At 42.7% G+C, this 22,724-nt stretch carries 24 protein-coding genes; 21 read left to right on the plus strand and 3 right to left on the minus strand.

Annotated elements, in window-relative coordinates:
• From recG to CK1_RS03335, 6 genes are all read left to right on the plus strand, one after another.
• On the plus strand, positions 1-2,061 hold the full coding sequence (gene recG, locus CK1_RS03310; protein ID WP_015524901.1) for an ATP-dependent DNA helicase RecG: 2,061 nt from the start codon (positions 1-3) through the stop codon (positions 2,059-2,061).
• A 78-nt stretch (positions 2,062-2,139) separates the two neighbouring features.
• A complete protein-coding gene (locus tag CK1_RS03315; protein WP_015524902.1) occupies positions 2,140-4,260 on the plus strand; it encodes a BspA family leucine-rich repeat surface protein in 2,121 nt (706 codons plus the stop codon).
• A 186-nt stretch (positions 4,261-4,446) separates the two neighbouring features.
• Positions 4,447-5,136: an Ig-like domain-containing protein gene (locus CK1_RS03320; protein WP_306288715.1), complete on the plus strand. Its 690-nt coding sequence runs from the start codon at positions 4,447-4,449 to the stop codon at positions 5,134-5,136.
• 269 nt (positions 5,137-5,405) lie between these two features.
• Positions 5,406-5,591: a hypothetical protein gene (locus CK1_RS03325; protein ID WP_306288716.1), complete on the plus strand. Its 186-nt coding sequence runs from the start codon at positions 5,406-5,408 to the stop codon at positions 5,589-5,591.
• Positions 5,592-5,686: 95 nt separating this feature from the next.
• On the plus strand, positions 5,687-6,262 hold the full coding sequence (locus CK1_RS03330; RefSeq protein ID WP_015524904.1) for a DUF6465 family protein: 576 nt from the start codon (positions 5,687-5,689) through the stop codon (positions 6,260-6,262).
• Between the two features lie 158 nt (positions 6,263-6,420).
• Positions 6,421-7,044 (plus strand): GDSL-type esterase/lipase family protein, encoded by a 624-nt coding sequence (locus CK1_RS03335; RefSeq protein ID WP_015524905.1) that lies wholly within the window; start codon positions 6,421-6,423, stop codon positions 7,042-7,044.
• Positions 7,045-7,189: 145 nt separating this feature from the next.
• On the opposite strand, the gene CK1_RS03340 is transcribed toward CK1_RS03335, so the two are convergent.
• Positions 7,190-7,420 carry an alpha/beta-type small acid-soluble spore protein gene (locus tag CK1_RS03340; protein ID WP_015524906.1) on the minus strand — a complete coding sequence of 77 codons (231 nt, stop codon included), beginning with the start codon at positions 7,418-7,420 and terminating at the stop codon, positions 7,190-7,192.
• A gap of 346 nt (positions 7,421-7,766) precedes the next feature.
• Between CK1_RS03340 and CK1_RS03345 the strand changes: the two genes are divergently transcribed.
• From CK1_RS03345 to CK1_RS03365, 5 genes are all read left to right on the plus strand, one after another.
• Positions 7,767-8,528 carry a DNA/RNA non-specific endonuclease gene (locus CK1_RS03345; protein WP_015524907.1) on the plus strand — a complete coding sequence of 254 codons (762 nt, stop codon included), beginning with the start codon at positions 7,767-7,769 and terminating at the stop codon, positions 8,526-8,528.
• Positions 8,529-8,694: 166 nt separating this feature from the next.
• On the plus strand, positions 8,695-9,090 hold the full coding sequence (locus tag CK1_RS03350) for a methylglyoxal synthase (protein WP_015524908.1): 396 nt from the start codon (positions 8,695-8,697) through the stop codon (positions 9,088-9,090).
• Complete coding sequence (gene rsmD, locus CK1_RS03355; RefSeq protein WP_015524909.1) at positions 9,087-9,635, plus strand: 16S rRNA (guanine(966)-N(2))-methyltransferase RsmD; 549 nt, start codon at positions 9,087-9,089, stop codon at positions 9,633-9,635. Before CK1_RS03350 ends, rsmD begins: the two co-directional genes overlap by 4 nt.
• Before the next feature lie 15 nt (positions 9,636-9,650).
• On the plus strand, positions 9,651-10,145 hold the full coding sequence (gene coaD / locus CK1_RS03360; protein ID WP_015524910.1) for a pantetheine-phosphate adenylyltransferase: 495 nt from the start codon (positions 9,651-9,653) through the stop codon (positions 10,143-10,145).
• 12 nt (positions 10,146-10,157) lie between these two features.
• Positions 10,158-10,796: a F0F1 ATP synthase subunit B family protein gene (locus tag CK1_RS03365; RefSeq protein WP_015524911.1), complete on the plus strand. Its 639-nt coding sequence runs from the start codon at positions 10,158-10,160 to the stop codon at positions 10,794-10,796.
• Here the strand turns inward: CK1_RS03365 and CK1_RS03370 are convergent.
• Both CK1_RS03370 and CK1_RS03375 read right to left on the minus strand, forming a co-directional pair.
• Entirely contained in the window at positions 10,773-11,117 is a 345-nt protein-coding gene (locus tag CK1_RS03370) for a hypothetical protein (protein ID WP_015524912.1), read from the minus strand. The two genes, CK1_RS03365 and CK1_RS03370, sit on opposite strands and share 24 nt — an antisense overlap.
• Before the next feature lie 23 nt (positions 11,118-11,140).
• Positions 11,141-11,707, minus strand: a complete 567-nt coding sequence (locus CK1_RS03375) for a hypothetical protein (protein WP_015524913.1) — start codon at positions 11,705-11,707, stop codon at positions 11,141-11,143.
• A gap of 82 nt (positions 11,708-11,789) precedes the next feature.
• Here CK1_RS03375 and CK1_RS03380 point away from each other — a divergent pair, with 82 nt between their 5' ends.
• The 10 genes from CK1_RS03380 to hisB all read left to right on the plus strand — a co-directional run bounded on the left by CK1_RS03380 (position 11,790) and on the right by hisB (position 22,714).
• On the plus strand, positions 11,790-13,235 hold the full coding sequence (locus CK1_RS03380; RefSeq protein WP_015524914.1) for an aminoacyl-histidine dipeptidase: 1,446 nt from the start codon (positions 11,790-11,792) through the stop codon (positions 13,233-13,235).
• 277 nt (positions 13,236-13,512) lie between these two features.
• Complete coding sequence (locus CK1_RS03385) at positions 13,513-14,325, plus strand: GTP pyrophosphokinase (protein ID WP_015524915.1); 813 nt, start codon at positions 13,513-13,515, stop codon at positions 14,323-14,325.
• Positions 14,326-14,371: 46 nt separating this feature from the next.
• A complete protein-coding gene (locus tag CK1_RS03390) occupies positions 14,372-16,828 on the plus strand; it encodes a YgiQ family radical SAM protein (protein ID WP_015524916.1) in 2,457 nt (818 codons plus the stop codon).
• Between the two features lie 12 nt (positions 16,829-16,840).
• A complete protein-coding gene (locus tag CK1_RS03395; protein WP_015524917.1) occupies positions 16,841-17,809 on the plus strand; it encodes an RluA family pseudouridine synthase in 969 nt (322 codons plus the stop codon).
• Positions 17,793-18,350: a signal peptidase I gene (lepB, locus tag CK1_RS03400; RefSeq protein WP_015524918.1), complete on the plus strand. Its 558-nt coding sequence runs from the start codon at positions 17,793-17,795 to the stop codon at positions 18,348-18,350. Before CK1_RS03395 ends, lepB begins: the two co-directional genes overlap by 17 nt.
• Before the next feature lie 12 nt (positions 18,351-18,362).
• Entirely contained in the window at positions 18,363-18,896 is a 534-nt protein-coding gene (locus CK1_RS03405) for a Holliday junction resolvase RecU (protein ID WP_015524919.1), read from the plus strand.
• 110 nt (positions 18,897-19,006) lie between these two features.
• Complete coding sequence (hisZ, locus tag CK1_RS03410; protein ID WP_015524920.1) at positions 19,007-20,128, plus strand: ATP phosphoribosyltransferase regulatory subunit; 1,122 nt, start codon at positions 19,007-19,009, stop codon at positions 20,126-20,128.
• Positions 20,128-20,766 carry an ATP phosphoribosyltransferase gene (gene hisG / locus CK1_RS03415; RefSeq protein WP_015524921.1) on the plus strand — a complete coding sequence of 213 codons (639 nt, stop codon included), beginning with the start codon at positions 20,128-20,130 and terminating at the stop codon, positions 20,764-20,766. Before hisZ ends, hisG begins: the two co-directional genes overlap by 1 nt.
• A 50-nt stretch (positions 20,767-20,816) precedes the next feature.
• Positions 20,817-22,127: a histidinol dehydrogenase gene (hisD, locus tag CK1_RS03420; RefSeq protein ID WP_015524922.1), complete on the plus strand. Its 1,311-nt coding sequence runs from the start codon at positions 20,817-20,819 to the stop codon at positions 22,125-22,127.
• Positions 22,127-22,714, plus strand: a complete 588-nt coding sequence (hisB, locus tag CK1_RS03425; protein WP_015524923.1) for an imidazoleglycerol-phosphate dehydratase HisB — start codon at positions 22,127-22,129, stop codon at positions 22,712-22,714. Before hisD ends, hisB begins: the two co-directional genes overlap by 1 nt.
• Positions 22,715-22,724: the final 10 nt, after the last annotated feature.

The following is a 22,724-nucleotide window of genomic DNA, read 5'->3' on the forward strand; positions in this document are numbered from 1 at the left end:
ATGAATGATAAGACACCTTTACGTGAATTAAAAGGCGTGGGTGAGAAAACAGAGAAGCTTTTCCAGAAGATCGGGATCACGACTGCGGAAGAGCTTCTCCGTTATTATCCGCGGACTTACGATATATATGAGGAGCCTGTGGAGATTGCATCAGCAGAGGAGGACAAAACAGTCTCTATCCGTGCCACTATAGCAACAGGTATTTATATTAACCAGATACGCAATCTCCAGGTTCTGACAACAACTGTGGCAGATGCAAGCGGCCGATTGCCGGTTGCCTGGTTCAATGCGCCTTATTTGAGGGGAACACTCAAAAAGGGCAGTGTGTTTATCCTCAGAGGAAAGATCATCAGAAAAAAAGGCCGTCCGCAGATGGAACATCCGGAGATTTTTACCCCGGCAGCTTATGAGGAGATCATTCACAGTATGCAGCCTGTATATGGTCTGACGAAAGGACTTTCCAACAAGATGATCACGAAGTTGGTCCATCAGATTTTGGATACAAGGCCTCTCCATGGGGAATATCTGCCGGAGGAGATACGGGAACGCTATCAGCTCGCAGATGCCAATTATGCGATCCGGACTATCCATTTCCCGAAAAATATGCAGGAGCTTCTCACAGCCAGGAAACGTCTGGTATTCGATGAATTTCTGCTTTTTGTGCTGGCAATACAGCTCTTGAAGGAGAAAACAGAAGAGGCTCCAAACACTTTTCCAATGAAACCAGTATGGACAACCGAGGAAATCATAGAAGGGCTTCCCTATGACCTGACCGGAGCCCAGAAGAATGTCTGGCATGAGATCGAACGGGATCTGAGCGGTCATAAGCTGATGTCCAGGCTTGTACAGGGGGATGTTGGTAGCGGCAAGACCGTGATCGCATTTTTAGCTATGGTACTTTCAGCAGAGAATGGATTTCAGAGTGCATTGATGGTACCGACAGAGGTTCTGGCAAATCAGCATTACGAAGGCTTTCTGAGGCTGATGGAAGAACAGAATATCGCTTCCTGCCATCCGGTGCTTCTGACAGGATCTACCACAGCCAGACAGAAGCGTGAGATCTATCAGAAGATTGCAGACGGTGAAGTGAATGTGATCATCGGAACTCATGCCCTGATCCAGGAAAAGGTGGAATATAAGAATCTGGGGCTTGTGATCACAGATGAGCAGCACAGATTCGGCGTTCGCCAGAGGGAAGCGCTGACGACCAGAGGAAATCCGCCTCATGTACTTGTTATGAGCGCAACCCCCATTCCCCGGACACTGGCGATCATTTTATACGGAGATCTGGATATTTCGATCATTGACGAGCTTCCTGCAAAAAGACTTCCGATCAAGAATTGCGTAGTAGGAACTTCCTACCGTCCCAAGGCGTATTCTTTTATTGAAAAGCAGGTGCAGATGGGAAGGCAGGCTTATGTGATCTGTCCTATGGTGGAAGAGAGCGAAGGCCTGGAGGCAGAGAATGTTACAGATTATGCCAGAAAGCTTCAGGAGATCCTTCCGGGGGAGATCAAAGTAGAAATCCTTCACGGAAAGATGAAGCCAAAAGAGAAAAACAGGATCATGGAGGCGTTTGCTTCCGGCGAGATCCAGGTACTGGTATCTACCACAGTTGTGGAGGTTGGAGTGAATGTGCCAAATGCTACCGTTATGATGGTGGAAAATGCAGAACGTTTCGGGCTTGCCCAGCTTCATCAGCTTCGGGGCCGTGTAGGGCGTGGAGAGCATCAGTCTTACTGCATTTTTATCCAGGGAAATAATGAAGAAAATACTTCTAAACGTCTGAAGATCCTCAATGAATCCAATGATGGATTTTATATAGCCGGAGAAGATCTGAAGCTTCGGGGCCCAGGAGATCTTTTCGGTATCCGCCAGAGCGGACTGATGGAATTTAAGATCGGTGATATCTACAATGATGCGGGAATCCTGAAGAATGCAAGTGAAGCAGCTGGTGAGATCCTGGCACTGGATTTTGATCTTATCCTGCCTCAGCATAAGGCTTTAAAGGAGCATCTCAAAGGGTATATGAGTGAAGAACTGGAAAATCTGGGGATCTAATTGGATGGAGCAAAGCGAAGAATCAGAACTTCGTTTTAGTATAAAAAGAAAAAGGGAGAAAACAGGATGAGGAGAAAAATGATCAAAAAACTTCTGTGTGTCGTTTTATCAGGGTCTATGATCTTTGGCAATGCAGGGATAACCATGGCTTCAGAGACAGAACCGAAAACAGTCCAGGAAAATGTAAATGAGGAGACTGACAGTCCAGAGGAAAGTTTTTCTGAGGAAGATATTTTTGAAGATGGAATCTCAGCAGACGATGAAGCAGCAGAATTACCTGATAGCACAGAACAGGAATTAGAAGAAGAGCCGGAAGAAGCGGATAATATAGAAATGTCGGAGGACACTGAAAATCTTTCGGAAGAACCGGAAACAGAAGAAATGGCAGAAAGTGATGACTTTTCTGATGGAGAAGAAGATGCTGTAAGTGCTTCCGCAAGCATGATGGATGGAGGAATCACCGGAGATATTGCTTGGTCAATTGATACATCCGGATGTCTTACATTAAAAGGAAACGGTGACTATGATACCTCAGATTATTATTGGGATGCAGAAAGGGGCTGGAGTAAATGGCAGGATGATATTAAAACAGCCATAGTTGAAATTTCCGGAATCACAAAGACAAGAGCTATGTTTAAGGGATGCAGGAATCTTACCAGGATCACTTTTAAAAACTGTGATTTCAGTAAGGTGACAGACATGGCCTTTATGTTCTCAGATTGTGAAAGCCTTACACGGCTGGATACTGGTTCATTGAAAACCGGAAATGTATCTCATATGCAGGGAATGTTCCGAAATTGCAGTAAATTAAAAACTCTGGATGTCAGTAAATTTGATACTTCAAAAGTTAATGATATGAATAGCATGTTTTTAGGCTGTGAAAGCCTTACACAGCTGAATGTCCGGAATTTTAATACTTCCAGAGTGACAAGGATGAGCGGAATGTTCCGTGAATGTCGGAATCTTAAACAGTTGGACGTCAGTAGATTTAATACAGCGAATGTTACGACTATGGAGGAGATGTTTTATTGCTGTGAAAGCCTTACACAGTTGAATGTCAGTAATTTCAATACAGCAAATGTTGTATATATGAACGGTATGTTCGAACGGTGCGAAAGTCTTACACAGTTAAATGTACGAAACTTTAATACATCAAATGTAGAAGATATGGGCAAAATGTTCTGTACTATGAGCAAGCTCAAGTCTCTGGATCTGAACAGTTTTAATACTTCTAATGTACAGAATATGTATTTCATGTTTTATGGAAATGAGTCTTTAACAAGCCTCAATATTAAAAATTTTGATACATCCAAGGTAGTAGATATGAATTCTATGTTTGGCGAGCTTAAAAAAATGACTTCTCTGGATGTTTCTGAATTTAACACATCAAAAGTAAAATCTATGGAAGGAATGTTTTCACGCTGCTATGCGTTAAAAGCTGTGGACGTGAGCCATTTCAATACTTCTGAAGTGGTAAAGATGGGATATATGTTTAACTCCTGTAGCAGCCTGGAATCTCTAAACCTCAGTAAGTTTAATACATCTAGCGTCAATGATGCAAGATATATGCTGTACTATATGGATAATCTTAAAACACTGAAAACGATCCCGAACCTGAAGTGCTCTATAGAACTTCCATTTACCATGTCAGACAGCTCAGGCAAAAAATATACGACCATGCCAACGAACAGTAAATGTATCACTTTAAAGGTAGTTGCTTCAAAACCAGTAGTTAGAAAGAGCATCAAAACGGCAAAGGTAACTGTAAAAACCGCAACTTACAATGGAAGTCCGCAGAAGCCAGGTGTAACTGTTAAACTTGGAAATACAACATTAAAAAGCGGCACAGATTATACAGTAACTTATTCTAATAATACAAAAACGGGAACAAAAGCTGTTGCAAAAATCACAGGAAAGGGAAGTTACAAAGATTCTGTTTCTAAATATTTTACCATCAAAGCATGCAGTCTTGACGGTAAAGTTCAAGTTAATTTGAAGACAACGATTTACACCTGGGATGGACAGGCAAAAACTCCCGCATTTTCTATTTATATGCCGAAAGCCAATGCGGCCGGAATGATCTCATTACAGAATGAAAAAGATTATACATATAAATATCTTAATAATAAAGAACCTGGAACAGCAACCTTACAAATCACAGGAAAGGGCAATTTTACAGGTACAAAAAATAGCTTATAAGATCAGCAAAGCAAAACAGCCGGTAAAAGTTACACCAGGAAGTATTACAAAACTTTATACAGACAAAGGCAAATCCTACAAAATCAGTGTTTCAGGAAAAAAGAATTTGCAAAAGTGACATATTCAACCACTAATGCAAAAATTGCATCTGTAAAAAATAGCAAGATTATGCTTAATGGAGAGGGAGTGGCAACAGTTACTGTAAAAGTTGCGGCGACCAAACATTATCAGGCACAGAATATTGCAATTAAGATTAATGTGCTGAAAAGACAGAATATTACCACTGCTGTAAAGAATGGGGCAAAAATAGCGTATTCCACTACAATGAAATCTCTTGGTGCCAAAGTTCCTTCAGAAGGTGGGAAACTTACTTATAAGTCCTTAGATACCAGTATTGTTTCTGTGGATTCCAAAGGTAATTTGAACTTTAAAAAGGCAAAGAAGCTTGGAAAAGTTACAATCCAGATCACTGCAGCGAAATCTTCTTCCTATGCTCCGGCAACCAGGAAACTGACGATCACTACGGTAAAAGGAACTCCATCTGTCAGCTGTGTACAGCAGCAGGAACGTAAGATCTATGATGGAGCATTCAATCTCGGGGCAAAAGCAGATCAGAATGCAACATTGGTTTATTCCAGCAGCAACAGTGCTATTGCATCGGTAGCTTCTGATGGAACGGTTACTTTGAAGGAATGGCAAGAAAACGATATTCAGAGAGAAGTGCAGATCACAGTTACTACAAAAAGTACAACGTTTTATAATGCAGCGAAGCCGGTAATTGTTAATCTTACTGTTATTAAAAGAAAAATCTGCAGCAGAGAATTGAAGATGAAAAAATCAAATTTCCTGATGGGAAATTTTGGAACCATGTTGTAAACAGTTATTCAGATCTGACAGATAATCTGGACAGCAGCGGAGCTCCTGAAAGATTTCAGGATACGATCAGTGATGTTCCATGCAAACATCACGGAACTCAGAGCGGAATTGATCCGATACCAGGTAATGGCGAGTATGATTGCAATAAGTTTGACGGGGCTATCCAGTGTGATGGGTTTGCAAGAAAAGTATTTTATGATATCTGGGAAGGGCAGAGAGTATCAGGCCTTCAGAGAATATATGATAATAATGTTCAGGTAGGAGACTATGTGCGCATCAATAATAATGGACATTCGGCTATCGTTACAGAAGTTTACAGTGATTCATTTAAAGTGATAGAGTGTAATCTGGATGGGGACGGACGTCATCATAATTGTCTGCTGCGTCATAACTGGACATATAGTAAAAGCAGTGTAACTTATCGTGTACATGCTGTAAATTACAGCCTTAACTAATAGACTTTTGAAACTTTTCTTTACAAAACTTTCAAATCGTAGTATTGTATTGCATGAGAAAAGATTAACAAATCCCTTGTAAGGAGGCTATAAACATGGCTAGAACAAAGAAAGCTGCAACCAAGACAACTGTAAAAACGGCTTCAATAAGCGAGACTCCTGCAAAATCTGTAGTAACCGCATCCGAAGAGAAAGCCGTTAAGGCTGAGACACCGAAGACAGACGATGCAAAAGCTTCTGTAGAAACAAAAGCAGCTGAGAAGACAGCTGAGGTAAAACCTGCCGCTGAGAAACCAGTAGAAGAAAAAACAGCAGAAGTAAAATCTGCTGAAGAGAAAACAACAGCTGTAAAATCAGAAGAGCCAGCTAAGAAAACCGCTGCCAAGAAGACAACAACACGAAAAACAACTGCAGCTAAGAAAACAACAACCAAGACGGCTGCTAAGACAACAGCAGCTAAGAAAGCTGAGCCAGTGACAGAAGTATATGTTCAGTACTGGGGCAAAGAGATACATACTTCAGAGGTTGCTGACAGGATCAAAAAGATCTGGACAGAGGATATGGGCAAAAAAGCTTCTGAACTGAAAGATCTCAAAATCTACATTAAACCCGAAGATAATGGTGCACATTATGTGATCAACGGAGATGTTACAGGATTTATCGGACTGTAAACAAAATCTTCATCGAACAGTATTTTAAAAGATATATATTGGCCTGTTATAGAGAATGTCTATAGCAGGCTATTTCTTTTGCATATTTGACCAATTCCAAATAGCATGTTATTATTCATTTAAGTAATAACATACTAAACAGGTAGGGATATGGTAAAATGAAACAGATATTATGCTTTGGAGATTCCAATACATGGGGATATGACGGAGAGAGCAGAGAGAGACTACCGTGGGGAGTACGCTGGACAAGCCTTCTCCAGGAAAAACTGAATAAAGAAGAATATCGCGTGATCGAGGAAGGACTGTGCGGAAGAACAACGGTTTTCGAAGATCCGCTCCGCGACGGAAGAAAAGGAACTGCACTTCTTCCCACACTTCTGGAAACACATGCCCAGGCGGATGTGATCACTCTAATGCTGGGAACCAATGACTGCAAAACTGTTTTTGGAGCATCCGCAGATGTAATCGGAAAGGGAATCACAAGACTGCTGGATCAGATCCAGGAATACGCACCAAGAGCGAAAGTCCTTCTCATGTCTCCCATCTATCTGGGAGAAAAAGTATGGCAGGAAGGATATGACCAGGAGTTTTCCAGAGAGTCTGTGATCGTTTCCAGAAATCTGCAGCCTGTTTATGAAAAAATCGCAGCTGAACGTCATATCAGTTTCCTTCCGGCAGCATCCTATGTACATTGCTGTGACGCAGATCAGGAACATCTGAATGCAGCAGGACATAAGAAATTTGCAGAGGTTGTATATCGAAAAGTACAGGAATTGCTGTAAATGAATATAGGATTTTAAGACTTTTGGATCTTATATAAAATAAAAAGATGTTGTCTGGCAGTTTTTCAGTTCTGTCAGACAGCATCTTTTTTGCATGAGCTTAGATCAACTCAGCATAGCAATGAAACTACCTGCGCGTACAGATTTAGTACTGCTGGCCGCCCTGGGAGTTGCCGGACATCTGACGCTCCTGTGCCTCGATCATCTTTTTGACCATATATCCGCCTACGGATCCATTCTGTTTGGAAGTCAGGTTTCCGTTGTATCCGTCTGTAAGCGGAACACCCAGCTCGTTTGCTACCTCATATTTGAAACGGTCAAGTGCGCCCTTTGCTTCCGGTACAACTGCTTTGTTAGAAGAAGTGTTACTTGGCATAATTCATTTCCTCCTTGGTTGTTATTTGGTTTACTGTTACATTGCTAGTATGTGAAAACCATAAAATAATACACTGGCAGTTAAAGGAAATTTAACATATAAAAATATTTTTGTTCATAAATTATACTGCAGTAAAAACCGAATGTATGGTTGCTTTTTGACTGGAATTGCGGTTATAATAATCTCCGCATCACATATAATATTTGTCAGACAAAAAATAAGGGGGTCCCGTGAAAAAGAAGCGTTATCCTACATACAAGCGAAAATATAAACGAAAAAACAGCCCAGGCGAAAAATACTCACAGCCATTATCCTGTGTGTCATCCTTGCAGTATGTAATGGCTGGATGCCGCCGCGGAGCCTGAAAGAGGTAAAAGATCAAAGCCGGATCTTCGGACAGGTATTTCTTACATATATAGAAGAAAATGCGCAGATCCTCTGGGAAAATATTTCGGAATCCGCTTCCGATGCAGTGACAGGATTACTGAAACAATCTCAGACGAAGACAGGAGGGCAGACAGAATCTGTTTCTCTGGATCAGATTCCGGAATACAGCGGCAGTCCATATGTGGAGATCAATGGAAATATACCCTCTTTTTCTGATGAAAAAAGCGCAGGACCTGCATACGAATTTTATAGTGAACTGGATTCCCTGGGGCGCTGTGGTTATGCAGAATCCAAGGTCACACCGGAGCTGATGCCTGCCGAAGAGCGAGGAGCGATCGGAATGGTGAAGCCTACAGGATGGCATACTGTAAAATATGAAAATGTAGATGGCAGGTATCTGTATAATCGCTGCCATCTTATCGGATATCAGCTGACTGGAGAAAATGCAAACAGGAAAAATCTTATCACAGGAACCAGATATCTCAATGTGACGGGAATGCTTCCTTTTGAAAATGAGGTTGCAGATTACGTGCACAGTACAGGAAATCCCTGCATGTATCGTGTAACTCCGTTTTTTAAGGGAGATGAACTGGTAGCTCGGGGTGTGGAAATGGAAGCCGAATCCGTTAAAGACCAGAAGATATCTTTCCATGTTTTTGTTTATAACATACAGCCGGGAATTGAAATTGATTATACTACAGGAAACAGCTGGGAAGAATAGAGTATATGGAGTAACGCCGGGGAAAATATTAATTTTTCATGAATTTACATGAATTAAATTGCACTTTTTTGGGCGTTATGCTAGAATCAGTTACAGAGTTATATGATTTTACCTATATAAAGGGGAAAAAGGGATGTAACCCAAGGGCAGAATGGAGAGGTGAATTATGAATTTAGGAATTATTGCGCATAACAGTAAGAAAGTTCTGATTGAAGACTTCTGTATTGCATACAAGAATATCCTTGCCAAACATGAAGTATATGCAACCGGAACAACAGGAAGAAGAATTGAGGAAGCAACCAGTCTTCACGTTCACAAGTTTCTTGCCGGAAGTATAGGCGGAGACAAGCAGTTTATGGAGATGGTAGAGCGTCAGGATCTGGATATGGTGATCCTGTTTTATAACCCTGTCATGATGGACCCGGTAGAGCCGGATATCATGAGCATTGTCAAACGCTGCGACCAGTACAACATTCCGGTTGCTACAAATATTGCCACTGCGGAACTTCTGATCCTTGGACTGGCCCGCGGTGATCTGGATTGGAGATTAAATCTGAAATGAGAGTCATAGCAGGAAAAGCACGTAGATTAAACTTAAAAACCATTCCCGGAAATGAGACACGACCAACAACAGACCGTATTAAGGAAACTCTTTTTAACATTCTCCAGCCTGAAATACCGGGTTGTCGGTTTCTGGATCTGTTTTCCGGAAGCGGAGCGATCGGTATTGAAGCTCTGAGCCGTGGAGCCGAGTATGCCGTATTTGTGGAAAAAAATCCCAAAGCATGCACTTGTATCCGCGAAAATCTTTCATTTACAAAACTCACGGATGGTGGTAAACTGCTGAACATGGATGTGCTTCAGGCACTGCGTTCACTGGAAGGCGGAGAACCATTTGACTGTATTTTTATGGATGCACCATACGAACAGCATCTGGAACAACCAGTCCTTGAGTATCTGGCTGACAGCACTCTTGCAGATGAAAACACGCTGATCGTTGTGGAGGAAGATCTACATACGGATTTTTCTTATGTAGAGGACCTTGGATATCATCTGGTACGTTCCAAGGAATATAAAACCAACAAGCATGTTTTCCTAAAAAAATGAAAGAGAGACAGACATATGATAACAGCAGTATACCCGGGAAGCTTTGACCCGGCAACCTATGGCCATCTTGACATCATTAAGCGGGCAAGCATTTCATTTGACCGGGTTATAGTGGGAGTTTTGCATAATTCTGCAAAAAGTCCGTTGTTTTCTGTAGAAGAACGTGTTAAGATACTAACAAAGGCGACAAAAGATATCCCGAATGTGGAGGTGAAAGCATTCGAGGGCCTGTCAGTGAACTTTGCCAGGGAAAACCATGCCCAGGTGATCGTTCGAGGGCTTCGTGCTGTCACGGATTTTGAATATGAACTGCAGATGGCCCAGACTAATCGCGTTCTGGCACCGGATGTGGACACCGTTTTTCTTACAACCAGTCTGGAATATGCATACTTAAGCTCCACGATCATGAAAGAAGTTGCTAATTTCGGAGGAGATTTGAGCAAATTCGCTCCACGTGAGATTACGGATGCAGTCGAAGAGAAATTGAAAAAAAGAGAAACAGAGAAATAAGGAGAGTGTATTATGAGCAGCAGAATTGAACAGATTATTCAGGAGATTGAAGAGTATGTGGACAGCTGTAAATTCCAGCCTCTTTCCACTACCAAGATCGTAGTGAACAAAGAAGAGATTGAGGAGTATTTACGTGAACTTCGTCTGAAAACTCCGGATGAGATCAAACGTTATCAGAAGATCATCAGCAATAAGGATGCGATCCTTGAGGATGCTCAGGCTAAAGCTGACAGTCTGATCGCAGATGCTCAGGCCAAAGCTCAGGAACTTGTTACACAGCATGAGATCATGCAGAAAGCATATGCACAGGCAAATGAGACCATAAATGCTGCAAACAAGCAGGCTCAGGAGATTCTTGATTCTGCAACACAGGATGCAAACAGCATTCGTCTCAGTGCGATCACATACACAGATGATATGATGGCTAATATCGGTTCTGTCCTGAATCAGACACTTGAAGATGCCGGTGGTAAATACAAAGCATTTATTGATGCTCTGCAGAGCTGCCTTGAGGTTGTTAATCATAATCGTCAGGAGCTTGCACCACAGACTGCTCAGGCAGCGGCAATCTCCAATACCTTCCAGGATGATGACAGTTCTTCTATAACAAAAGAAGACGAAGATCTGTTAGACGATATCGGAGAAAACTAGGATCAGGAATATCGCACTGGCGTTCAGACATTTTGAAATAGCGTAGGGGATCAGTGACAAACTGTTTTCCAATACGCTTTTTGTCTGAGCCATGACGCAAAAGCCACCAAAAGAAGTCAGGAGCATAGAAGCAAGGTATCTGCTTTTCCATGGCAGTGGTGCGCCGGCAATCTGTTTCAGCCCGGTAGTTAGTTCCAGTGGTGCTGTGAACAGCATACAACTTTGTGCATGAAATGGCCAGTAAAAGCTGATACTGGCGAGTATCAGTGAGAAGAGGAGAATATAGCCCCCGAGACGTGTGATGGTTTCAAATCCGTCCATGATCGAGACATCCAGGATGACTCCTATGGAGTCCTGTTGGTATGTCTCTTTTTTATCTTGTTTACGCAGACAGAGTCCACGGTATGCCCGCGATATATAACGAAACGAAAAAACAGCATACAAAAGAGATCTGCCGCCAGAAAAGTGAGGATCATCTGTACTGCTGATATCTTATTTTTCAAGAGTATCCCGGAAAGATAGGAAATGATAAATGCGGGACTTGCATTGCAGCTAAACGTAAGAAGATATTCCCCTTCTCTGCGGGAAATCTGTTGGTCTATGTACAGATCATGTGCCAGTTTGGCTCCCATAGGATATCCACATAACAGACCCAGGATCAAAACATAGGCTCCAGCAGGTGAAAGCCCGAAAAACGTTTTCCAGAAGAAAGCAGATGGTTTCAGAAGCTTCCGGATATTTCCAGTTTTTAATAATGCTCCTGTCAGGATCAGAAATGGCAGCAGAGTGGGAATCATGATATTCAACCACAATCCAAGTCCATTTTTTACTCCGGTAAGAGCTTCTTTTGGGTGAAAAAGCAGAAAAAACAACAGGCAGATATAGAAAAATATGATTATTTTTCGTTTCATAAAAACAGGTCCTTGCTTTTTTTACAGTATATGATTATTATAAAAGACAAATGAATTTATGAAGCAGAAGGAGGCAGAATTTATGCCAGTATTAGAAAATTGTGAACCAAAGAGAGTTTTTCATTATTTTGAAGAAATCTGCAAGATTCCTCATGGTTCCAGAAATACAAAACAGATCAGTGATTTCCTTGTGGAATTCGCGAAGGATCATGGATTCAGATATGTACAGGATGAGCTGAATAATGTAGTGATCTACAAGCCAGGCACATCAGGATATGAGAATTCTCCCACAGTGATCATCCAGGGCCACATGGACATGGTATGTGAAAAACGACCGGATGTAGATCATGATTTTACAAAAGATGGTTTGAACATCTCTGTAAAAGATGGTTATATCACAGCCAACGGAACAACGCTTGGCGGTGATGATGGTATTGCAGTTGCTTATGGCCTTGCCCTTCTTGACAGTACAGATATTCCACACCCTCCTCTTGAAGTACTGCTCACGGTTGATGAGGAGATTGGTCTTCTTGGTGCAGTCGGTCTGGACTGCAGCGTGCTGAAGGGAAGAAGATTTATCAATCTGGATTCTGAAGCGGAGGGAAGTCTCTGGATCAGCTGTGCCGGCGGTCTTTCCGGTATCAGCCATATCCCTGTCCAGCGCGTAGAAGGAGAAGGAGAAAAGGTACAGGTCAAAGTCTGTGGACTTATGGGCGGACATTCCGGTGCCGAGATTGACAAGAACAGAGCGAATGCCAATAAACTTATGGGACGGTTTCTTTACGGACTTAAGAAAAAAGCGGAATATGCCCTTATTTCTCTTACAGGCGGACAGAAAGACAATGCCATTACAAGAGAGTGCACCGCAGAATTTCTTACGGATTCCGTTGCTGAGGTAAAAGCTTACGCAAAAGAGCTCCAGGAGCAGCTCCGTGAAGAATATACTGGTTCTGACGAAAACATTACTTTTGAAATAACAGAAAAGGGTACTGCAACAGCAGAGGTTCTTCATCCTACAAGTCAGGAAAAGATCGTTTTTTATCTGCAGAATGTACCATTCGGAATCCAGAAAATGAGCGGAACCATCAAAGGCCTGGTGGAAACCTCCAGCAATATCGGTATCCTCCGTCTGGATAGGGACGAGCTTTTTGCAAGTTCGAGTGTAAGAAGCTCTGTAGACGCTGCATGCAGTGCATTATCTGATAAGATTGAATATCTCACAGAATTTCTTGGTGGTGACTATGAAGTACAGGGTGCATACCCGGCATGGGAGTACAGAAAGGAATCTCCATTACGAGATAAAATGGTTGCAGTTTTTGAGGAAATGTACGGACATAAGCCTGAAGTCGTAGCGATCCACGCAGGCCTTGAATGCGGGCTTTTCTATAAAAAAATGGAAGGACTGGACTGTGTATCCCTTGGACCGGATATGAAGGATATCCATACATCCGAGGAGGTTCTCAGCATTGCTTCCACAGAAAGAGTATGGAACTATCTTGTACAGGTTCTCAAAAATCTGAAAGACTGATCCTGTTCGGAGTATGTTCGAACTTTTACCCTGGAGAGACGTAAGGTTTCTCCAGGGTATTTTTATGCCCTGATAAAAAATATTCATAAAATACAGAATTATACATATATATAGATTTGTGGATGCATCACACAAAAAGGAAAATAATTCTATATTTTTTTAATAAAAAATTGATAAACAATCCCTTTTTTTCAAAACATATGTTATAATAAAAAATGTATGCCGCTGTCACCAAAACCAAAAAGAGACTGACGGCAGATGATAAGGAGCGAGCAACATGGAAATACAGTTATGGCGAAGTATTTTGTGCCCTTACGAGCTGGCTGTCAAAGAACTGACAGTCAAGTTTAAACATATGATAGAAGAGTATCACGAAAATGATCGTTATTCTCCCATTGAACAAGTCAGTGGAAGAGTAAAAAGCGTTTCCAGTATCCTGGAGAAAATGCAGCGTAAAGATATCCCGATCGAACAGCTGGAAACAGAAATGGAAGATCTGGCAGGAGTACGGATCATATGTCAGTTTGAAGAAGATATCGATACCGTTGCTGCGATCATCCGAAAAAGAACAGATATGGAAGTCAAAAGTGAAAAGAACTATCTGACGCATATCAAGCAGAGCGGTTACCGGAGTTATCACATGATCCTTTATTATACAGTGGAGACTATTCATGGGCCGAAACGGCTTCAGGTAGAAATACAGATCCGTACCATGGCAATGAATTTCTGGGCAACGATCGAACATTCCCTTCAGTATAAATACAAAGGTGATATGCCTCCTCATGTAGCAGAACGTCTTAGTAAAGCATCCGATGCGATCATTTCGCTGGATCATGAAATGTCTTCTGTGCGCAATGAGATCATGGATGCCCAGAATTCATCTCAGATGCAGTCCAATCTTGTAAAGGATATTCTGAATAATATTGAAAATCTCTACCGTGTTTCCAGTGAACGGGAAGTCAGCAAAATACAGGATGAGTTCCTGCGGGTATTCAAAACCAAGGATTTGCGTCAGCTGGAACGCTTCCACAGGCAGCTGGATATCATTGCAGAGGGTTATCGTGCCCAGGCAGTCCATCACAGCATATGAACACAGGGCAGACAGTACTAATACACATACATACGAGGAATTATAAATGCAGGATTTTTTACCAGTTACAAGAGAAGATATGAAGTCAAGAGGCTGGGATGAGTTGGATTTTGTCTACGTGACAGGAGATGCCTATGTGGATCATCCGTCTTTTGGATCTGCGATCATTGGACGTCTTCTGGAAAGCAGAGGATATCGTGTAGGCATGATCCCTCAGCCTGACTGGCGAAAGAAGGAGAGCATCCAGGTGTTCGGGGAACCGCGCCTGGGTTTTCTCGTTACAGCAGGAAACATGGATTCCATGGTGAATCATTATACGGTTTCCAAAAAGCACCGAAGCACAGATGCCTATTCTCCGGGAGGAAAAATGGGATTAAGACCGGACAGGGCTTCTGTTGTATACAGCAATCTGATCCGGCAGACCTATAAACATACGCCTATCATTCTTGGTGGGATCGAAGCCAGCCTTCGAAGAATGGCACATTACGATTATTGGGAAAATAAGGTCAAACACAGTATTCTGATCGATTCCGGTGCGGATCTGATCTCTTATGGAATGGGGGAACATTCCATCCTGGAGATCGCAGAAGCCCTGCAAAGCGGGATTCCGGTCCAGGAGATCACATATGTGGCAGGGACGGTTTTTAAAAGCCACGATATCAGCAGGGTTTACGATCCGGTGGTCCTTCCGTCATTTGAACAGGTACAGACCGATAAAAAAGCTTACGCGGACAGCTTTGCCATTCAGTACCGAAACACGGATCCATTTACAGCAAAGCCTCTGGCAGAATCTTATGGGAACCGTGGATATGTGATACAGAATCCACCATCTCAGCCTCTGACGCAGATGGAAATGGACGATGTTTACGATCTGCCTTATACAGGACGATATCATCCCATGTATCAGAAAGAAGGCGGGATTCCGGCACTGAAAGAGATCAAATTCAGTCTGACCAGCAACAGAGGATGCTTTGGAAGCTGTAATTTCTGTGCGCTGACCTTTCATCAGGGCCGCATCCTTCAGACAAGAAGTCACGATTCCATTCTGAAAGAAGCTGAAAAGATGACGGAGGATCCGGATTTTAAAGGCTATATCCATGATGTAGGAGGCCCTACGGCTGATTTTCGTTATCCTTCCTGCAAAAAGCAGCTGACAAAAGGAGTCTGCAAGGAGCGGCAGTGCCTGTTTCCTTCTCCGTGTAAGAATCTGACGGTAGACCACAAGGATTATCTTCAGCTTCTCAGAAAGGTCAGGAATATCCCCAAAGTTAAAAAAGTTTTTGTCCGTTCCGGCATTCGGTTTGATTATCTGATGGCAGACCCGGATAAAACTTTTCTTAATGAGCTTGTGAAATATCACATCAGCGGTCAGCTGCGAGTAGCACCGGAGCATGTTTCTGATGAAGTCCTGAAGTTTATGGGCAAACCCAGGCACGAGGTTTATGAGGGCTTTCTGAAGGAATATGAAAAAGCAAATGCGCGGACTGGGAAGCAGCAATATGCCGTTCCGTATTTCATGTCGTCCCATCCCGGGTGTACAATGAAGGAAGCCGTGAAACTTGCGGAATACGTCCGTGATCTTGGATTTACGCCGGAGCAGGTTCAGGATTTTTATCCAACGCCATCAACACTTTCTACCTGTATGTATTACACAGGAATCCATCCGCTGACAGGCGAAAAGGTATATGTGCCGAAAAATCCACATGAAAAAGCAATACAGCGAGCACTGATGCAGTATAAAAATCCGGAAAATCGCGAACTGGTCCTGGAAGGACTTAAGATGACCGGACGTATGGATCTGGTCGGCTTTGGACCGAAATGTCTGATCCGTCCCAGAGAGCTTCATAAAAAAGCCAAAAAAACACAGACAAGGAGTTCGGCACATGAAAGATACCAGAAAAAGAAAACAAAAAAAGGTGATTTCGGTTATTTTAACAGCGAAAAAAAACGAAGACTCCTGATCACTGCAGGATTATTTTCGCTTCCACTGCTCATTTTCTTTGTGGCGTGGGCCGTCAACGGAACAAGAATGACAGTCTGGACGGTTCTGACCGTAGTAGGCTGTCTGCCAGGATGTAAATCCATGGTAAGCCTGATCATGATCCTGTTACGTCATCCTATGGATGAAAAGCTCTATAAAGAGATCCGCAAGCATGCCGGTGACCTGGTCATGTCCTATGAAATGTACATGACTTTTTATGAGAAAAGCGGTTATCTGGATGCTGTTGCCGTGTGCGGAAATACAGTAGTGGGTTATACCAGTGATCCAAAAGCAGATATCGCCTACCTTGCAGAGCAGTCACAGAAAATCATCCGTAAAAACGGATATAAAGTAGATGTAAAGATCCTGAGGGACCTGAAACCCTATCTGGAACGTCTGGATTCCATGAATGAGCACAAAGAATCTTTAAGAAACGGGATTAAATTCACGCCGGATGAGCGATACCCGGATCTTTCCAGGGAAGAACTGATCAAACATACGATCCTGGCAATCTGTCTGTAGGAGCATTATATAATGAAAGAATTTATCATTAACGAAAACGAGGCCGGACAGCGTTTTGACAAATATTTGGCCAAGCTTCTCCGTGAAGCTCCAAAGAGCTTTTTTCTACAAAATGATGAGGAAAAAAATATTACGCTCAATGGAAAAAAAGCCACCGGGAATGAAAAGCTGTTTTCAGGAGATCATGTAAAACTGTTTTTAAGTGATGAAACATTTGAAAAATTCAGCGGAAATGATTCTGCTCCACGGGCACATTATGCTCTGGATATCATTTACGAGGATGAAAATATCCTGTTGATCAACAAACCGGCAGGAATGCTTTCTCAGCCTGCTGATGACGGAACCCCTTCACTGGTAGAATATCTGACTGGCTATCTTCTGAAAAATGGCTCTCTTACAGAGAATGATCTGAGAACCTTTCGTCCTTCCGTATGCAACCGCCTTGACCGCAATACCAGCGGGCTGATAGCGGCAGGCAAAAGCCTTTCCGGTCTGCAGGAACTTTCAGGGATGTTCAAGTCCAGGGAACTTCATAAATATTACCTCTGTCTTGTGGAGGGAGTTTTAAAAGAAGAAAGATATATCAAAGGTTATCTGGCAAAAGATAAAAAAAGCAATAAAGTAACCATCTATAAACAAGAGAAAGAAAATGCCCTTCCAGTGGAAACAAAGTATTATCCGTTGGGTACCAATGGAACCCGTACCCTTCTTAAGGTTGAACTGATCACAGGACGTGCACATCAAATCCGAGCTCACCTTGCTTCGGAGGGACATTCGATTGTTGGTGATCCCAAATATGGAAAAGCCGATAAAAAACTGAAAGGACAGCTGCTTCATTCTTTTCGAATGGAGTTTCCATCTATGAAAGGAAGCCTGTCATATTTATCCGGGAAGGTCTTTACGGCACCGCTTCCGGAAATCTTTCTCAGAACACTAAAAGAGGAAAAGTTGGAGGAGAGTTATTATGAAAATCTGGAATGAAATATGGGATTACCTCAAGATGATCATCATCGTGGTAGTTGTAGTCCTGGTTATCAACAATGTAGTACTGATCAATGCAAAGATCCCGTCAGAATCTATGGAAAATACCATTATGACTGGAGATCGTATCTTTGGCTATCGTCTGGCCTATGGTCTGAATATGGATGTATTTGGTCACGAGATCTCAAAAAAATGGAAAGATCCGGAACGCTTTGACATTGTGATCTTCAAATATCCGGATGATGAGTCCCAGCTGTTCATCAAACGTATCATCGGTCTTCCCGGAGATAAAGTAGAGATCAAAGATGGTAAAGTTTATATCAATGATTCAGAGACACCTCTGGATGATTCCTTTGTGTCGGAAACTCCTCTTGGAAGCTTCGGACCATACGAAGTACCGGAAAACTGTTACTTTATGATGGGAGACAACCGTAACAATTCCAAGGATTCCCGATACTGGCAGAATACATATGTACAGTTTGATCAGATCGTCGGAAAGGCGGAGATCCGTTATTTCCCATCCATCAAACTTCTAAATTAAAGGGCAGACTTTATGGCAACATGGAACAGCAGAGGACTTCGTGGTTCTACTCTGGAGGAACTTATCAATCGTACCAATGAGCAGTACAGGGAAAAGGGACTGGCCCTCATCCAGAAAATCCCGACGCCGATCACTCCGGTTAAAATGGATAAAACCTCCCGGCATATCACGCTGGCATATTTTGAACAGAAAAGTACCGTAGATTATATCGGAGCAGTACAGGGAATCCCTGTCTGCTTCGATGCAAAAGAATGCTGTGTAAAAACTTTTCCCCTTGCGAACATTCATCCTCATCAGGTAGCATTTATGGATGAGTTTGAAAAGCAGAAGGGGATTGCTTTTTTTCTGATCTATTTCAGCGCAGATAATGTTTTTTATTATCTTACCCTTCGTAAGCTGAAGGAATTCTGGAAAAGGATGGAAGACGGCGGACGAAAAAGTTTTCGTCGGGAAGAGCTGGACGAGGAATTTTATCTTTCCGGAAAAAATGGATTTCTGGTTCCTTATCTGGAAGGGATCCAGAAAGATCTGCAATTACGGGATTGACTTTTGGAAAGGTTTCCTATATAATCAAATTTAAGTTTTTCTGTGGTAGCATGGTAGCGAATTAAAGTGGAACACAGAAAATCTCAAAACGTGTTACGGAGGAAATGAACATGCAGCGTATTTTTCATACACCTGAAGGTGTGCGGGACATTTATGGAGAGGAATGCAGCCGCAAAAAACGGCTCCAGAGGGAGCTCCACCAGGTGTTTTCAAGATATGGATATGAAGATATAGAAACACCGGGATTTGAGTATTTTGAAGTGTTCAGCAATGAAGTAGGAACGATCCCATCCAAGGATTTATATAAATTTTTTGACAGAGAGGGAAACACACTTGTTCTCAGACCTGACTTTACACCGTCTGTTTCCAGAGCATGTGCAACTTATTTTGATCCGGAAAAGGGACCTGTAAGACTTTGTTATACCGGAAATACATTTATCAACAATTCCAGTTACAGAGGTCAGATGAAGGAAAATACTCAGATGGGTGTTGAGCATATGGGAGATGATTCTGCAGCAGCAGATGCTGAGATCCTTGCTATGACTGTGGAGTGTCTGAAGGCAGCAGGACTTACCGAATTCCAGGTTAGCGTAGGCCAGGTAGATTATTATAAATCCCTGCTTGCAGAGGCAGATCTGGAGCCGGAGATAGAAGAGCATCTTCGTGAGCTGATTTCTCAGAAGAATTATTTTGGTGTGGAAGAGCTTCTTAAGGGACAGAATTTAGGCGATAACCTTTCCAAGGCTTTTACTGAACTGCCTCAGATGTTCGGTTCAGCAGAAGTGCTGGAAAAAGCAAAAAAACTCACCTCCAATCCGGAAGCACTTTCTGCAGTAAAACGACTGGAAGAAATTTATGAAATCCTGAAAGTATACGGCTGTGAGAAATACATTGCTTTTGATTTTGGAATGCTCAGTAAGTTCCGTTATTATACAGGGATCATTTTCCAGGCTTATACATATGGAACCGGTGAACCCCTGATCAAGGGCGGACGCTACAACGAATTGATGAAGCATTTCGGAAAACCGGCTTCTTCCATTGGATTTGCCATTGTGGTTGATAACCTGATGCTCGCGCTTTCCAGACAGAAGCTGACCGTTCCGGCTGGCGATAAAACCATTGTGATCACTTATGATCCGGGAAATCTGAAAAAAGCGATCCAGGAAGCAATGGAGCTTCGGAATAAAGGTAAAAAAGTGGCATTGTGCCCGGCAAAGGAGGAGCAGGACTGATGAGATATCTTACATTTGCCCTCACAAAAGGGCGTCTGGCCAGCAAAACACTGGATATGTTTGAGAAGATCGGTATTACATGTGAGGAGATGCGTGACAAAGATTCCCGAAAGCTGATCTTTACCAATGAGGAACTGAAGCTGAAGTTTTTCCTTGCAAAAGGTCCGGATGTGCCGACTTATGTAGAGTATGGTGCAGCAGATATCGGTATCGTAGGTAAGGATACCATTCTGGAAGAAGGAAGAAAGCTATATGAGGTTATGGATCTTGGATTTGGAGCATGCCGCATGTGCGTATGCGGCCCTGAAAGCGCCAGAGAAGTCCTGAATAACAATCAGCTGATCCGTGTAGCTACAAAATATCCAAATATTGCAAAGGATTATTTCTATAACAAAAAGCATCAGACTGTGGAGATCATTAAGCTGAACGGTTCCATCGAGCTTGCACCGATCGTAGGACTTTCCGAGGTTATCGTGGATATCGTGGAAACCGGAAGCACCCTTCGCGAGAATGGCCTGAAGGTGCTGGAAGAAGTCTGCCCGCTGTCTGCACGTATGGTAGTCAATCAGGTCAGCATGAAAATGGAAGATGAACGGATCCGCAAACTGATCACAGAACTTCGAGGTGTGATCAAATAAACTGAATAACAGATGAACCTCCAAAATACAGAAAGAAGGCAGAATTTATTATGCGTAAGGTAAAACTCACCAAAGAATCTACAAAAGATATTCTGGAAACTCTCTTAAAAAGAAGCCCTAATAATTACGGAAAATACGAGGATGCAGTAGCAAATATCCTTGCCAAAGTAAAAGCAGAGGGAGATACCGCGTTATTTGCATTTACCAGAGAATTTGATAAAGTCGAAGTGACAAAGGATACGATCCGTGTAACCCCTGAGGAGATCGAGGAAGCATACAAGCTGGTAGATCCTTCCCTGATCGATGTGATCAAAAAAGCATTGGTGAATATCCGCAGCTATCACGAAAAGCAGCTTCAGAACAGCTGGTTCACAAGCACAACAGACGGAACCATGCTTGGTCAGAAGGTAACCGCTCTGAACTGTGTAGGTGTTTACGTTCCCGGTGGAAAGGCTGTATATCCGTCTTCCGTGCTGATGAATATCGTTCCTGCAAAAGTTGCCGGTGTTGACCGTATTGTAATGACAACACCTCCTGGAAAAGACGGAAAAGTAAATCCAAGCACACTTGTTGCTGCTAACGAAGCCGGAGCAGATGAAATCTATAAAGTGGGTGGTGCACAGGCCATCGGAGCACTTGCATATGGAACCGAGAGTATTCCAAAGGTTGACAAGATCGTAGGACCCGGAAATATTTTTGTTGCGCTTGCAAAAAAGGCAGTTTATGGATACGTAAGCATTGATTCTATTGCCGGCCCAAGCGAGATCCTCGTTCTTGCAGATGAGACTGCAAATCCTCGTTATATTGCAGCAGATCTTCTTTCTCAGGCAGAACATGATGAGATGGCATCTGCGATCCTGATCACAACAAATGAGGAATTTGCAGATCAGGTAGATAAAGAAGTCAGAGGTTTTGTTGAGGTACTTTCCAGAAAAGCCATTATTGAGAAATCCCTGGAGAACTTTGGTTATATCCTGATCGCAGAAGATATGGACGAGGCCATTGAGGCTGCCAATGAAATTGCTTCTGAACATATGGAGATCGTCACAAAGAATCCTTTTGAAGATATGATGAAGGTACGAAATGCAGGTGCGATCTTTATCGGAGAGCACAGCTCTGAACCCCTTGGCGATTATTTCGCAGGACCAAACCATGTGCTTCCTACCAATGGAACTGCCAAATTTTTCTCCGCACTTTCTGTAGATGATTTTATCAAAAAATCCAGTATTGTATATTATTCCAGGGAAGCACTCCGAAAAATCCACAAGGACATTATCCAGTTTGCCACATCGGAACAGCTGACTGCACACGCAAATTCCATTGCAGTCCGTTTTGAGGAAGAGGACAAGGAGAACGAATAATGGCAAGAGAAGCACTGATCGAAAGAAACACAAAAGAAACGCAGATACGTCTGCAGCTGAATATTGATGGAACAGGAAGTTCTGATATTGATACAGGCATTGGCTTTTTTGACCATATGCTGGACGGTTTTACGCGCCATGGACTGTATGATCTTACGCTGAGAGTCCATGGTGATCTGAATGTAGATGATCATCACACCATTGAAGATACAGGGATCGTCCTTGGAAACGCTATCCGTGAGGCAGTTGGCGACAAAAAAGGGATCAAACGTTACGGCAGCTGTATCCTTCCTATGGATGAAGTGCTTGTGCTCTGCGCAGTAGATCTTTCCGGAAGACCTTATCTTGGATGGGATGCAGCGTTTTCTACGGAAAAAATAGGAGATATGGCTACAGAGATGGTAAAGGAATTCTTTTATGCAGTATCCTATTCCGCAGCAATGAATCTTCACATCAAGGTTCTTTCCGGAGGAAACAGCCATCATGTGGCAGAGGCCATGTTTAAAAGCTTTGCGAAAGCCCTTGATGCAGCCACACAGTACGATTCCCGAATCACAGACGTGCTTTCTACCAAGGGAAGCCTCTGATACAGAAGGA

The sequence above is a fragment of the Ruminococcus sp. SR1/5 genome, assembly GCF_000209835.1.
Taxonomy (GTDB): domain Bacteria; phylum Bacillota; class Clostridia; order Lachnospirales; family Lachnospiraceae; genus Blautia_A; species Blautia_A fusiformis.

Bases quoted from the DNA above. Each gene is read 5' to 3' on its own strand.
- recG (WP_015524901.1), top strand. From the start codon at position 1: ATGAATGATAAGACACCTTTACGTGAATTAAAAGGCGTGGGTGAGAAA.
- CK1_RS03315 (WP_015524902.1), top strand. From the start codon at position 2,140: ATGATCAAAAAACTTCTGTGTGTCGTTTTATCAGGGTCTATGATCTTT.
- CK1_RS03330 (WP_015524904.1), top strand. From the start codon at position 5,687: ATGGCTAGAACAAAGAAAGCTGCAACCAAGACAACTGTAAAAACGGCT.
- CK1_RS03335 (WP_015524905.1), top strand. From the start codon at position 6,421: ATGAAACAGATATTATGCTTTGGAGATTCCAATACATGGGGATATGAC.
- CK1_RS03340 (WP_015524906.1), bottom strand. From the start codon at position 7,420: ATGCCAAGTAACACTTCTTCTAACAAAGCAGTTGTACCGGAAGCAAAG.
- CK1_RS03345 (WP_015524907.1), top strand. From the start codon at position 7,767: ATGCCGCCGCGGAGCCTGAAAGAGGTAAAAGATCAAAGCCGGATCTTC.
- CK1_RS03350 (WP_015524908.1), top strand. From the start codon at position 8,695: ATGAATTTAGGAATTATTGCGCATAACAGTAAGAAAGTTCTGATTGAA.
- rsmD (WP_015524909.1), top strand. From the start codon at position 9,087: ATGAGAGTCATAGCAGGAAAAGCACGTAGATTAAACTTAAAAACCATT.
- coaD (WP_015524910.1), top strand. From the start codon at position 9,651: ATGATAACAGCAGTATACCCGGGAAGCTTTGACCCGGCAACCTATGGC.
- CK1_RS03365 (WP_015524911.1), top strand. From the start codon at position 10,158: ATGAGCAGCAGAATTGAACAGATTATTCAGGAGATTGAAGAGTATGTG.
- CK1_RS03370 (WP_015524912.1), bottom strand. From the start codon at position 11,117: ATGGACGGATTTGAAACCATCACACGTCTCGGGGGCTATATTCTCCTC.
- CK1_RS03375 (WP_015524913.1), bottom strand. From the start codon at position 11,707: ATGAAACGAAAAATAATCATATTTTTCTATATCTGCCTGTTGTTTTTT.
- CK1_RS03380 (WP_015524914.1), top strand. From the start codon at position 11,790: ATGCCAGTATTAGAAAATTGTGAACCAAAGAGAGTTTTTCATTATTTT.
- CK1_RS03385 (WP_015524915.1), top strand. From the start codon at position 13,513: ATGGAAATACAGTTATGGCGAAGTATTTTGTGCCCTTACGAGCTGGCT.
- CK1_RS03390 (WP_015524916.1), top strand. From the start codon at position 14,372: ATGCAGGATTTTTTACCAGTTACAAGAGAAGATATGAAGTCAAGAGGC.
- CK1_RS03395 (WP_015524917.1), top strand. From the start codon at position 16,841: ATGAAAGAATTTATCATTAACGAAAACGAGGCCGGACAGCGTTTTGAC.
- lepB (WP_015524918.1), top strand. From the start codon at position 17,793: ATGAAAATCTGGAATGAAATATGGGATTACCTCAAGATGATCATCATC.
- CK1_RS03405 (WP_015524919.1), top strand. From the start codon at position 18,363: ATGGCAACATGGAACAGCAGAGGACTTCGTGGTTCTACTCTGGAGGAA.
- hisZ (WP_015524920.1), top strand. From the start codon at position 19,007: ATGCAGCGTATTTTTCATACACCTGAAGGTGTGCGGGACATTTATGGA.
- hisG (WP_015524921.1), top strand. From the start codon at position 20,128: ATGAGATATCTTACATTTGCCCTCACAAAAGGGCGTCTGGCCAGCAAA.
- hisD (WP_015524922.1), top strand. From the start codon at position 20,817: ATGCGTAAGGTAAAACTCACCAAAGAATCTACAAAAGATATTCTGGAA.
- hisB (WP_015524923.1), top strand. From the start codon at position 22,127: ATGGCAAGAGAAGCACTGATCGAAAGAAACACAAAAGAAACGCAGATA.